The sequence below is a fragment of the Methanosarcina sp. 1.H.T.1A.1 genome (assembly GCF_000979295.1).
Classification (GTDB): Archaea; Halobacteriota; Methanosarcinia; order Methanosarcinales; family Methanosarcinaceae; genus Methanosarcina.
Window position 1 is genome coordinate 41,086 of record NZ_JJQY01000013.1, and the last position, 12,697, is coordinate 53,782.

15 protein-coding genes and 2 pseudogenes are annotated in these 12,697 nt (G+C 38.5%); 1 reads left to right on the forward strand and 16 read right to left on the reverse strand.

The features are described 5' to 3' along the window. Window positions 1-24: 24 nt before the first annotated feature. The 10 genes from EO95_RS02170 to EO95_RS18670 all read right to left on the reverse strand — a co-directional run bounded on the left by EO95_RS02170 (window position 25) and on the right by EO95_RS18670 (window position 7,592). Window positions 25-741: an ATPase domain-containing protein gene (locus EO95_RS02170; RefSeq protein WP_048131703.1), complete on the reverse strand. Its 717-nt coding sequence runs from the start codon at window positions 739-741 to the stop codon at window positions 25-27. 1 nt (window position 742) lies between these two features. Continuing rightward, window positions 743-1,216 carry a flagellar protein FlaF gene (locus EO95_RS02175; protein ID WP_048131705.1) on the reverse strand — a complete coding sequence of 158 codons (474 nt, stop codon included), beginning with the start codon at window positions 1,214-1,216 and terminating at the stop codon, window positions 743-745. Window positions 1,217-1,220: 4 nt separating this feature from the next. Then, the gene (locus EO95_RS02180) at window positions 1,221-1,694 is read right to left on the reverse strand and encodes a hypothetical protein (RefSeq protein ID WP_048131707.1); all 474 of its coding nucleotides are present in this window, start codon (window positions 1,692-1,694) and stop codon (window positions 1,221-1,223) included. Beyond that, entirely contained in the window at window positions 1,676-2,365 is a 690-nt protein-coding gene (locus tag EO95_RS02185) for a hypothetical protein (protein ID WP_048131709.1), read from the reverse strand. Before EO95_RS02185 ends, EO95_RS02180 begins: the two co-directional genes overlap by 19 nt. 69 nt (window positions 2,366-2,434) lie before the next feature. Beyond that, on the reverse strand, window positions 2,435-2,998 hold the full coding sequence (locus tag EO95_RS02190; protein ID WP_048131711.1) for an archaellin/type IV pilin N-terminal domain-containing protein: 564 nt from the start codon (window positions 2,996-2,998) through the stop codon (window positions 2,435-2,437). A gap of 11 nt (window positions 2,999-3,009) precedes the next feature. Then, window positions 3,010-3,606, reverse strand: coding sequence for an archaellin/type IV pilin N-terminal domain-containing protein (locus tag EO95_RS02195; RefSeq protein WP_048131713.1), 597 nt, complete (start codon window positions 3,604-3,606; stop codon window positions 3,010-3,012). 753 nt (window positions 3,607-4,359) lie between these two features. Next, window positions 4,360-5,172, reverse strand: coding sequence for a protein-glutamate O-methyltransferase CheR (locus EO95_RS02200; protein ID WP_048131715.1), 813 nt, complete (start codon window positions 5,170-5,172; stop codon window positions 4,360-4,362). After that, a complete protein-coding gene (locus EO95_RS02205; protein WP_048131717.1) occupies window positions 5,163-5,825 on the reverse strand; it encodes a chemotaxis protein CheD in 663 nt (220 codons plus the stop codon). The genes EO95_RS02200 and EO95_RS02205 overlap by 10 nt, the downstream gene beginning before the upstream one ends. Further along, entirely contained in the window at window positions 5,822-6,397 is a 576-nt protein-coding gene (locus EO95_RS02210) for a chemotaxis protein CheC (RefSeq protein WP_235282822.1), read from the reverse strand. The genes EO95_RS02205 and EO95_RS02210 overlap by 4 nt, the downstream gene beginning before the upstream one ends. A 19-nt stretch (window positions 6,398-6,416) precedes the next feature. Continuing rightward, window positions 6,417-7,592, reverse strand: coding sequence for a chemotaxis protein CheA (locus EO95_RS18670; protein WP_394297338.1), 1,176 nt, complete (start codon window positions 7,590-7,592; stop codon window positions 6,417-6,419). A 217-nt stretch (window positions 7,593-7,809) separates the two neighbouring features. Here EO95_RS18670 and EO95_RS18675 point away from each other — a divergent pair, with 217 nt between their 5' ends. Then, the gene (locus EO95_RS18675) at window positions 7,810-8,043 is read left to right on the forward strand and encodes a pentapeptide repeat-containing protein (RefSeq protein WP_394297339.1); all 234 of its coding nucleotides are present in this window, start codon (window positions 7,810-7,812) and stop codon (window positions 8,041-8,043) included. Window positions 8,044-8,396: 353 nt separating this feature from the next. Here the strand turns inward: EO95_RS18675 and EO95_RS18680 are convergent. From EO95_RS18680 to EO95_RS17815, 6 genes and pseudogenes are all read right to left on the reverse strand, one after another. Beyond that, a pseudogene (locus tag EO95_RS18680) lies at window positions 8,397-9,530 on the reverse strand (Hpt domain-containing protein); the annotation flags it as partial. Further along, window positions 9,520-10,572, reverse strand: coding sequence for a chemotaxis response regulator protein-glutamate methylesterase (locus EO95_RS02220; protein ID WP_048131723.1), 1,053 nt, complete (start codon window positions 10,570-10,572; stop codon window positions 9,520-9,522). The gene EO95_RS02220 and the pseudogene EO95_RS18680, both read right to left, overlap by 11 nt. Window positions 10,573-10,585: 13 nt before the next feature. Then, window positions 10,586-10,948 (reverse strand): response regulator, encoded by a 363-nt coding sequence (locus tag EO95_RS02225; protein ID WP_048131725.1) that lies wholly within the window; start codon window positions 10,946-10,948, stop codon window positions 10,586-10,588. A gap of 17 nt (window positions 10,949-10,965) precedes the next feature. Then, window positions 10,966-11,766, reverse strand: a complete 801-nt coding sequence (locus tag EO95_RS02230; protein WP_048131726.1) for a CheF family chemotaxis protein — start codon at window positions 11,764-11,766, stop codon at window positions 10,966-10,968. Beyond that, window positions 11,763-12,242 carry a chemotaxis protein CheW gene (locus EO95_RS02235; protein WP_048131729.1) on the reverse strand — a complete coding sequence of 160 codons (480 nt, stop codon included), beginning with the start codon at window positions 12,240-12,242 and terminating at the stop codon, window positions 11,763-11,765. The genes EO95_RS02230 and EO95_RS02235 overlap by 4 nt, the downstream gene beginning before the upstream one ends. 94 nt (window positions 12,243-12,336) lie before the next feature. Beyond that, a pseudogene (locus EO95_RS17815) lies at window positions 12,337-12,697 on the reverse strand (chemotaxis protein); the annotation flags it as partial.

Sequence of the window (12,697 nt, forward strand, 5' to 3'; positions counted from 1 at the left end):
AGTGGACAGTTACGTTAAAAAAAATTATACTCTTGCCTGTGATATTGGAATTATCTTTAAACCGAATCCAGGCTGGACTTCAAAACTCACTATATTTCCTGTGCTTTTCTTAGCACCTCTTATTTTGGAGACTTCCATAACGCTAATATAGCGATCAGTGAGCTGTTCCTTTCTCAGAAATAGGTGACAATCGCATGAAGACCGAATTCTAACAAGTGTGTCCTCTTTGAAAGCGTGTTGATGCAAAGTAATGAAGATTGTGTACCCTTTATCACACAAATTTTTCAAACTTGTGAGGAATCCAAGTATGTCATCCTCATCAGAGTAAGTAGTAAACATTGTGAGGGAGTCAATTATAATGACTCGTTCTTTGACACTTTTAATATGATTTATAACAAGGTGCAGGGTCCCTTTCATTTGATCGGAAGTCCATTCAACCCCGTCAAGATGAACCGGAAAAATCCTGAAATAGCCCCAGGTGTAAAAATCCGAGATATCGAGGCTCAGACTGTCCATTTGCGCCAGCATGCTTTTAATGGTATTCTCGGTTGAATAATATGCTATCCTGTAAAGTTGATTCAATCCGCCATACACCATTTGTTGGCAAAATACACTCTTCCCGGTATCGTTTTCGCCTTCAATGAGCACAAGAGAACCTATAGGGATACCCTCACCTAATTTTTTATCAATTTCATCATTGCCACTTGAAATAATATTCTTTTTTTCCTCTGTTTGTCCCATTTTATTCACCTGCCACATGTTCTGCGGAAGAGACGATACCATTTTCAGTGATAGTTTTTACAATAAAACTGTCATTGGATTCAAGATCAACTAATAATTCAACGTTAATACTTTCATGCGGGTCCAGAATACCGGGATTTAGTATCTCTTTATTAGAGGTCATGTTGTACTGAGATTTATTCAAATAGGACACCGTACCATTTTTAACTAAGATAACATCCCAGAGACCGGGGTAGATTAATTTGGTTTCACCTGTATTTACAACTGTGAAACTGGTAAGATTTGTTGAAACGTTAAACCGTATATTTTGTATTTCAATACTGGTATGAAGCCTATCCATAGTTGTTTCATGAATTGCTACGTATCCGTCATAAGAAGATTCGAGAAGATTACTGGTCCCCATTGTTACAGTACCTGCTACAACAAGAATCGTTCCAACTACAAAGAACGCTACGATTACTGTATCAAGGCCCATGATATCACTTTGAGAATGTATCTGATGTTGATACCCCATTATAAAGGAAAAAGGTAATTTGATAAATATCACTTGGCAGAGAGTCAAGACTTATTGCTGCCTTAATAGTTTCTCCACGATCCCAGGTATCTCCGTCTCCATTTTCAAAAGTATATTCCCATGAAGGAGTCGAATTGGATTCAAATCCGGGGTTCCAGTAGTTTGAAGAAGAAAGAATGAAGACGTCACAGTATTGTAGCTTTGAAAGGGGTATATTTGATGACCCGACATTTTTTATCCAGACGGAAACATTGTTATCTTCAGGATAAATAAATATGATATCGAGATCTGTTTTAAACTGATCTTCCATATTATGTGCAACGGAATTATAAGATTCGGATAGACCATATACAGAAGGAAGAATGGCATTAACAAAAGTCACTGCAGCTATAACACTCACCATTACGAGTATTGCTGAAGTTATGACTTCCTTTGCCATGCGTTCTTCACCATATCAGTTTCATTCAGGACATGACCCAGTATTTTGGAGTCAAGAGAAAGATCTTCGGGATAAAGTATATGATAAAGTCTATAAAGGTCCACTACTGCACCATCAAGGTTGTTGTTTTTGACCAGGATCTCAATGACTTTAAGAATAATCTCCTTAATATCACCGGGAATATATCCTAAGAGAGAGAATACTTCAATTAATTCCTTTATGGCCTCATTGTCATATTTCTCCACCATGTCCTTGCTCCAGACAATAGTATTGTAAAAGGCCAGGGGATCAATAAGTTTAGAGTCATTCCTCTTAGGCAGTTTTTGAGCAGATTGCTTCATATCTTCAAAAGGACTCTTATGGACCTGCTCCATTAATTCCAGATCTGTATCATCAGACTCATTTTCTTTTGTTTCTTCTTTGTCCCCATCATCAATAGGCCTGGGATTTACTATGGCACCGGAGATATTAGCAATACCCTGAATATTCTGGAAAGGGTTTTCAAGAACACTCATCGTTTCCCTTATGTCCATAAGGAGATTTTTGATAGAGCCTTTGATCTCAGTTACCTCTTCTTCAAGATTTGCAACTTTGGATTCTATAGTGTCGCTCTCAGCGGTAGCTACAATTTTATCAATCATAGACTGGTCAAAGGATTCCCCACTCATCATATCACCAAAACTATAGCATTAAAAAATTAAAATAATGGCACTCAGGAGAGTGTCATTATTACTTCAATTTTAGACGAGAGTCATAATTGCACTGATTGATGGAGGTGCCGTCCTGTGAATAGTATAGGTTGCTCCCTGGGGTGGTTTGATTTCAAACTGGAACGCTTCGTTAGGCCCTATATGGAAATCAGACGCATTGATGTCTATTTCGAACTTCTCAAACATGTCCAGGAGGTCATCGTTATTTTCACCACTGTTGAACTTATTATTAATAGTGAATCCGTTGTTAAGTTTCAAATCAGTTGGTGCTACGCTTGGAGAGGAAAAAACTATAAGAGTTTTGTTAATATCAACAGATGAACCGCCTGAAGTCAACTGCAGGAACATAGTGATATTGTTAATTTCGTGACTGGTAGTGTTACCTTTTGCGATTAAGTCTCCACTCAGTTCAACACTGCTGCTTGCCTGCTGTACACCGGTGTGTACAACTTCCTGGCTCTTTTGAGTTGTATAGAAACCTGCTCCAAGCATGACATAGCTGAAAACTGCAGCCACGACCACGAAGGCCACCAGTACAATTGCAGCCTCAAGACCGGTAAATCCTTTTTCATCTTTTACAAATTTATTCCACATGCCAGATCACCTCAGTAAACTGTATAATATTGCCCGTTGGTAATTGAAGCAGGCATTGTTCTTTCAAGAATAAGGACTGCACCTTCTGGCGGTTTTACCTCAATCTTGATCTTTTCATTTACACCTGGCCCTGTAGTGACAAGATCATTAGTAGGAGTATCTGACAGATCGAGTGTAACCCTATACTTTTCCCCCTTTTCGACCAAGTTAAGTGCATTAGATCCAGAGTCGATAACTACGGAATAATCCCAGGCATTGGCAGTATCATTGTATGCCTGTGTATTATAGTCGTCAATATCTGTGTAGGTAATTATTGTTTTATTGAGGTCTACAGCAGTTCCACCGGCAGTGTTCGTAATATAAAACGTTATCTCGCCTATTTTAGAACTTGCTCCTCCTTTTACAATTACATCTCCGGAAGGTGCAAGGCTGCTGCTTGCCTGGGCAACACCTGTGTGCACGACTTCCTGGCTTTTCTGGGTTGTATAGAACCCCGCTCCCAACATGACGTAACTGAACACTGCAGCTACGACTACGAAGGCTACCAGCACAATTGCCGCTTCAAGCCCCGTAAACCCTTTTTCATCTTTTATTAATCGATTCCACATTATAATTCACCATAATATATTGTGACTATTATAACAGCAAATATAATATCAGACTATGTTATAAATGTTTCGGCAGTTAGAGGGTTAACTTTATATAAAATTTAATAGAATACGGAGGCGATTTGAAAGGATTTCAGTGTGGAAAAGATGGTTGCAGGATATTTTTTGTTGAAGAGTTTTAATAATAATTAAGTCTATTGAAACCGTTTTTAAAAAAAATTATACATTTTAAGGAAGAATGGCATGTTTACCAATTAGTCTTGATACGAACATATATTAAGGAAAAACATAAGAGTATTATTTAGCATGTTTTTGGTCAAAAAAATTAAAGAGTGTAACACCCACTGATTAAATAATATATAAACTCCCTCTTTGTAAGTCAGTTGAAGAGTCTTCTGATTCTATTTTTTCAATAATGCCGCGACATATCGTCAAAAATTCAATAATTTTAGAAGAACAAAGGAATATTGTCGCAGATATCCCCACACATATGAACACTTGAATCCCCGGGGAAAAGTGCTATTACGGATCGTGTGAAATACAAACCGTAGAGAAGAATATGAATTTTAGTATAAGGGTTCTCACAATGCCAGAGTTTTGGAAAAACAATTTTAACAGATAAATAAGAAGAAAATGAAATTAGGATAAAGGAAATTATGCCAAACAATTTCCTCTACCATTAGAGAAAAAAATAAATGTAGAAGTAATTGGCTAAATCCAGAGTTATACCGCTGTAGAAATATAAATGACCAGTTATACTTTTTTGAAAACTTTCTCTTTCACACTGACAGGAGTAAACAGGCCCCTTATTTCAACGGGTAAAGTCTCGGACTTGCCAATAATCAGATAGCCGTCATCTGAAAGAGAATTATAAAAATCATTTAACATTTTTATTTTTTGGCTCTCATTGAAATATATCATAACATTTCTGCAGAATACGGCATCAAAATGTTTTGAAATTGGAGGTTCACTGGTCAGGTCATGTTTTTGAAATCGGATCGATAGTTTTGGGATGCTTCTGATCTTAAAACCTTCCCCTGCAGGCTCAAAATACTTTTTTATAAGGGAAGAGTCCAGATTTTTTATTTGCTCTTTACTGTATATTCCCTGTGAAGCATGCTTCAGGCATTTTTCGTCAATATCCGTTGCATAGATGGAGACACTCCAATCTTCCGGCAAAACGTCTTTTGAGCAAATACCAATTGAATACGGTTCCTCTCCATTAGAACAGGCTGCACTCCATAACCTGACGAGGTTGCTTTTAGATTTTTGTTTCCTTTCCATTATGTCGGGCAATATTTCTTCCCGGAAAAACATAAATGGCGTTTTGTCCCGCATAAACTCGGTAACGTTTACTGTAAGTGCGTTTATAACCTCCTTCATCTCATTTTGATTTTTCTCCAGGAGTCCTGTATACGTTGTGTAGTTATCTGCACCTACAGCCTTCATTCTCAGGTCAATTCTTCTCCTAAGATAACTGTCTCTGTACCCGGCCAGAATAATGCCTGATGATTTCGAAATTTTTCGTACAAGAAAGTTAAAGTCGTCATCAATATTTACAACCACAGTACATCCCCTTTAGTAGGTTTAACGATCATACTTCCGTCCACAGGATTGAAGATAACGCTTCTACCGACTTCCCCACCCACATCTTTTGCCAGAATCGGGATATTTTTTTTAATCAAAGTTTCTTCAACGGATATTGCATTTCGATTACCAATTTTGAGGATATCCAGGCTCATATGCTTAAAAACCTGGGCTCCTCCTGCAAACTTTGCAGTAATCCTGCTTTTTCTCGCCCCCATTTTTATCATGTCTTCAAACATTTTTTCTATGGCTGTTTCGGCATACTTGGTTTCGCCGTTATTTGAAGCCCCGGGAAGCAGCACATGTGCTATTCCGCATATACCTGTAGAAACGTCAGAAAGAATAACGCCAATACAGGAGCCCAGTCCCATTACTTTTAAGAGGACATTTTTCCCAATCTTATATTCCCCTATCCCGGCAGACAGTTCTCCGTCCAGGCTTTTAATGTTCAAATTTGATTTAGTGCCCATCATGTAACTTTTTGCACCATTAATCATGTCACATGATCGGCAAGAATCCTGAGATGAGCAGGTATTTGAAAGTGAACAAAAAGATTTTAGCAGTACATCCCCGCTGGTTAAAAAAACCGCTTTCCCACTTTCATTCGAGACGAATAAAATATCACTGCTCATAATTGTCCCAGAATTTTCATCATATCATCAAGCACACTGGGTTCCGGAAGCATGGCTAAATAAATTTCTACATCTGGATCAGAACTGAGAGAGGTCTCAAATAGAATTATATGGTCATTCTTCTCAGCCATTTGCGAAACTACTGAATCAATGACTGCCGTAGGTACATCTACTGCGAAATTTGGAGGGGACGGGAGCAATATGATGTCCATAAAATCAGCTGATGCATCACAAAAAGAAGAGGAGAGTATATTCCCGACCTCCATAATTGTGGACGCATACATTTCCTCATCCAGCTCTTCCATACCAAATAAATCACCTGCAATTTTTCTTGCAGACTTTTCAGGAAACATAATGTATAGATATCCGGACCTGTGTTCTTCGAGGTCCTGCAGTGCTATAACTACCCCTGCAACAACATCGTTAATGAATTCACTGGAGAGATTTTTAATTTCTCCTATCTTGACCTCCGGAACTGAGAAGTAGACATCTTTATTAAGTAGTGTGGAAAGAGAAGTCGCAGCATGCCCGGTCCCAATATTCCCGAGTTCCTTTAGAATATCCAGTTCCACTTCACTAAGATTTTTTAGATCAGTCATCAATATCACCTTTTATAAGCATTGAAACATCTATGATCGGTATTACACGCCCATCTCCCAGTATTGTGGCACCAATAAATCCTTTTGAATTTGAGAAAATATTTCCCAGTGGTTTAATAACAATTTCCTGCTGGTCTATAATTGAATCAACTATAAGGCCAATTTCTTCATTTTCTTTTTCAACAATTATGGCAATTTCGTTATCTAATTTTTCACAGGTTACATTGAAAATTTCTTTTAACTCAACCGTTGGTATCAGCTTGTCCCTTATATAAAGCACAGGGGTTTCTTTAACAAGCTTATAATCACTGCTGTCAACACTCAGAGCTTTCACAACGTTAGAAATCGGGATCGCGTATGTTTCAGACCCGACCTCCACTAAAAGAGATTTTATTATAGCGACTGTGGGAGGCAGATCAATTCTGATTCTGGTAAACTCTCCCTTCTTTGAATATACCCTGACCTTTCCCCCCAGTTTTTCAACAGTAGTTTTTACTACATCCATGCCCACACCCCGGCCGGAGATCTCTGTTGGAGTGTCCTTTGTCGAAAAACCCGGGGCAAAAATGATCATCCGGATTTCTTCTTCACTGAGGTTTTCTACATCAAATGACGAGAATAGTCCCTTCTCAACAGCTTTCTTTTTTAAGATTTCAACATCTATGCCTTTGCCGTTATCTTCGATCTCTATTATTACGTTGTTTTTTTCTCTTCTAGCTGAGAGTTTTATGTGTCCAACTTCGTTTTTCCCGGCTTTTTCCCGCTCTTCGGGATATTCGATACCGTGGTCAACGGCATTTCTCACAAGATGGACCAGAGGATCGCTAATTTCATCTAAAATCGTCCTGTCTAATTCGGTATCCTGCCCTTCAATTTCAAACTCGACATTTTTGTTGAATTTTCTACTTAGATCCCTTACCATGCGCGGAAACTTACTGAATATCCTCTCAATTTTTACCATCCTTATTCTCATCACTTCATCTTGCAGGCTTGAAATTGATTTATCCAGAGTCCCGGTTGCTTCCTCCAGTTCAGGTAAGTTGTATTCCTGAGATATCTGAAGCAGACGTCCTTTGTTAATAACAAGTTCGCCAACAAGATTCATTATATTATCAAGATTGGAGGTCCTAACCCGGATAGTTTCCTGTCTTTTTGTTTCCAGAGGCACTTTTGCGGATGTTGCCGATTCAGATAAGTGATTGATTGAGTCTTTTTCCGATTCACCGGTTTCCTGGATCTCCTGTGACTTTAATCCCTGAGTAGAGATATTTTCAGAGTCCTCTGCCGGAGATTGGGCTTTATCTAATTGCAGCTCTTGATAAGGAATACTCTTATCAGAAATACACTTATCAGGAATGTCCTTATCAGAAATACACTTATCAGGAATGTCCTTATCAGAAATACACTTATCAGGAATACACTTATCAGGAATACACTTATCAGGAATATCCTTATCAGAAATACACTTATCAGGAATATCCTTATCAGAAATACACTTATCAGAAATACACTTATCAGGAATATCCTTATCAGAAATACACTTATCAGGAATACCCTTATCAAAAGTTTTTCCAGAACCTGGCTCTAAAATCCGAGCTTCGTTCAGTTGCACCTCTTGATCAGGAATTGCAGGATTTATTCCGGAGTCTTTTTCTAAGACCCGGACTTCCTGTGACTTTGGACCGTCAGTAGAGGAGTCCTTGCATTTTTTCCTTGGAAGTATTCCAGCGTATTCTGTTATTTTGAAACAGTTTATTGATTTACTAATTCTGTTTAAAATGCAACGTAGTCTTGCTGCCAAACTGTACATATAGGAGTGAAGTGTATTTGATTTGTTTGTGGCTGAAACAGCTGTTGCTTCAGGCACCGTAACTGGAGTTGAGGGGGAATCTGGTTGAGATTCTACTGAGAAACTATTACATTTAATTTCTTCATTACAGGCAATATTAAGCGGTTTAATTTCAGAAATATTAAATTGTTCAATTTCTGAAATTCTATCCATTAACTCTTCAACCTCATCACTTTCTCCTGAAAGGAAAACTTTAAAGTGACCATCAAAGCTGTTATCCATCTCATTTTCATCGGGATCGATTTTAGCTAATTTACTTATATCTTTGAGAGATTCTATGATCAATGTTGCTCTCAAACCCTTCATTACACAGTCTTTATCAAGGGTTACATCCAGGACAAGATTGCAGGCATCCAGATTGCAGGCATCCGGATTGCAGGGAACCTCATTTTCCATTTTGGATGGGATACAGGATTGAGATTCTACTGAGAGAGAGCTTTTACATTTAATTTCTTCATTACAGGCAATATTAAGTGGTTTAATTTCAGAAAGATTAAACTGTTCAATTTCCGAAATTTTATCCATAATTTCTTCAACCTTATTGCGGTCTCCTGAAATGAACATTTTAAAGTGACCATCGAAGCTGTTATCCATCTCATTTTCATCGGGATCTATTTTAGCTAATTTGCTTATATCCCTGAGAGATTCTATGATCAATGCTGCTCTCAAACCCTTCATTACACAGTCTTTAGAAAGGACTACATCCAGAACAAGATTGTAGTCATCAGGATTGCAGGTAACTTCATTTTCCTGTTTGTCATGGCATTCAGAGTTTGAAGAGGTATTGTCATCTGATTGCTGTATGGACATTGTTTTAGGAGATAAGACCTTATTTTCCACGGGATTTTGGATACAAAGAGACCCCTGTCCACCAGTCATCATTTTTTCGTAAGTTTCAAATGCGTTCAGAAGATCTTCTATTTTTACATTATCATTATCTGCGCTTTCTATTTGCTTAACAATTTCCATGATTCGGTCAACTGTTGAAAGCAGAATGTCAACCAGCTCACCATCGATTTCTATGTCTCCGTTTTTTATGCCGCACAGGACTTCTTCCATACTATGACACAGATGTTCAAGTGATGTATATCCAAGAAATCCAGCCATTCCTTTTATAGTATGGGTTATTCTAAAGATTTCATCAATTGCGGCAGAGTCCCCATTTTCTAAATCCACAAAAGATTGATTAAATACGTCGAGACACTCGTATATCTCCTGAAGGAAATCGCTTTTATAAGCTGCCATATCACTTTCCATTGCATTTCGCCTCCAGTTTTTTCACAATTTCTTCAGGGATCTCAAAAATGGGTTTCACAACGTCAATAGCTCCAGCTTCTATTGCAGCTCTTGGCATCCCGAAAATAACACAGGTATCTTCACTGCACGCAATTGTGGAACCGCCTGCATCTCGTATCTTTTTAAACCCGGAAGCACCATCACACCCCATACCCGTAAGAATAGAGGCAACAATGTTCTTTCCATATACCTCTAACATACTTTCAGCTGTTACATCAACGGCAGGCATTACAGCATGAACTGGCTTGCCTTTTATGAGTTTAATTCTAGTGACATCCAGAGCCTTTCTAACGGTCATGTGGTAGCCGCCCGGTGCGATATAAACAACACCTGCGGTTACTTTTTCATTATTTCTGGCTTCTTTAATTTCCAGCTCAGATAGAAAATTCAGCCTTTCTGCCAGTTGCCTGCAAAAACTACCTTCAGGCATATGCTGGACAACAAAAACCGGAGCAGGCAAATCCCCGGGAAGCCTTGTAATCACCTGTTCAAGAGATGAAGGACCGCCTGTAGATGAACCTATAAGAATTCCAAAGTTCCCGGTACATCTCCATTTTCCCCTGACAACCTCCCCTTTAAATTTTCTCATATTAAGTAATCTTAATATGTTAGGATTTGAGCTGTGAATATTTTTTATTTTATCAATAAGCTCGCTCTCTGCCTTATTTACATCATGGTGAGACTCAGATTTTGCAGTAAAATCTATTGCTCCAAGATGCAAAGCTTCTAATGCCTCTTTTGAGCCCTCTGTAGTCAGGGTGCTAAACATGATGATGGGAACCGGGTCCGTATTCATAATGGTTTTAACAGCCGTCAGCCCATCCATGACTGGCATGTTAACGTCCATTATGATTATATCAGGGTGTAATGTTTTTGCCTTTTCTACAGCTTCTTTTCCATTACATGCGTCTCCGACTATCTTTATATCCGAGCTACTGGCAAGCATGCTTCTTATTGCCATCCGCATGAAGGCAGAATCGTCAACAATAAGAGTACGTATCATGCTACCCCCAAATTTATCCACCAATTACTTTCTTAATTTCTTCAATGACTTTAGGAGCCTGGAAAGGCTTTATAATATAGCCTCTTGCCCCCAGTTTTATAGCTGTTTTTACTATATTCTCCTGCCCTATGGCAGTACACATCACGATTTTAGCGTCTTTATCAATGGACTTTATTTGCTTTAATGCGTCAATTCCTGTCATTTCAGGCATAACAACGTCCATTGTAACGACATCCGGTTTGAGCTCTCGATACAGTTCCACTGCTTGCTTTCCGTTTTCGGCCTCCCCTGCGATATCAAATCCAGCGCCGAACAGAATGTTTTTTAGAAGTTTCCTCATAAAAGCGGTGTCATCAACAATTAATACTTTTGGCATATGTATCCCCCTAAAAATTATCTTTTAGATATATTATCAACCATATTTACCCCAAGAGGGGTCAATTCTATTTCTTTTCTAATTTTTACAACTTTAGCCAATCCGGAATCGACAAGCTGATCATAATAATTATTTAGTTCATCCGTTGAGATTCCGATTATATTTTCAATTGATGCAAAATCTAATCCGGAATATATCAGAGTGAGAATTTGCGTTTCATCTTCAGACAATTTAATTGAAGGTTTATGTTTTTTAAAGAGCCGCTGAAGATAGCTTTCAAGCATTTCCAGCGTACTTTCCGGGCAGAGGACCAGGCTTGTTACTACATTACTTTTTTCAACATGAGAAAGGATGAGAACTTTTCTCTGTTTCCCACCCACGTTTCTAAGATCAGTGTTAACAGATCCGAGATTTTCAATTGGAATTCTCTTCTGATTTTTGGAGGACAAAAACCAGAATCCTTCATCTGTTACGCTGAAATACCCTTTTTCCCACTGTGAATTCGATGAAACAACACCACCAACAGTAGCATACGACAAAAAAAACACTGCAAACTTATCTGCTTTGAGATTAAATGCAATGAATTTGAAAACCTGTTGATGAAGATTTTGAGGAAGGTTAAGTACAAATTTACCCTCTTTTTTGATCTGGATGCATTTAACACCCTCTACATCAACATCTTCCAGGTCTTCTATTTCCCTGAAGGGGATGTCTCTTTTGCCTATAATAAGACTGTTGTCGGTTACTATAAGTTCTACATCCACCCATCCGCCATCATAAGTTTTAACAGGAGCTCTAAGGTGGACTTTATCGGTCATCCCCCAATCTCCTTCAGCTCTTCTTCACTGAATAACTCTTTAAGGTCCATCAATGTGAGAAGACCATCCTCAAGTTTCCCAACACCCTTTAAAAACTTTGAATCATCTCTCAAAGCTAAAAACCGGGGTATTTCTTCGATATTCTGGGAAGATAGGTATTTGACTTCACTGACACTGTCAACCATCATCCCTATGGTGGCATTATTGTATTCAACAACAATAATCCGGGTATTTTCATCGTTTTTCTTCGGTTCTTTGCCCAGTCTTTTTCTGAGATTAATAATGGCTGCTATTTGACCTCTGAGGTTCAGGACTCCTTCTACAAAGCCAGGTACGTTTGGAATTCTGGTAATTTGAGTTGGCAGGATAATCTCCTTTACCTGAGAGATTTCAACTCCATATCGCTCTTCTCCAAGACTGAAAACAATCACCTGAATAGTATTATCCACATTTACAATTTGACTATGATAACTCATTTTATATCACCTGAAAGGGGGACTTATAGGAATTACAGGATACAAACTGCAGCATTCCATCAGCCCCGAATTCAAACAGCTCTCGATTTTACATTCAGTATATTTTAGAATTATTTTTCCTGTTGAAATGCTGTGGTTTTCCAAAAGAAGGTTGATTGTTTGTCTGTTCCCCCGAAACTTTGAAGTTTTCTAAAAGAACATTTACTGTTTTCTGAGCAAGCTCGCTAACATTCTGCACAGCAGTGCTTACCTGCTGCATGGCAGCGGTCTGTTCCTCAATAGCAGCAGAGGTTTCTTCACTGCTTGCGGCATTCTCTTCAGCAGTAGATGCGGTCTCACTGATGCTTTTCTCAATATTTTCAATTTTATCCAGGCCTTCATCTGAAAGCCTATCCAGTTCGATGAGCATAGAGTTGATAGTGGCAACTGCAGTGGCAATTTCCTGACTCTTATTC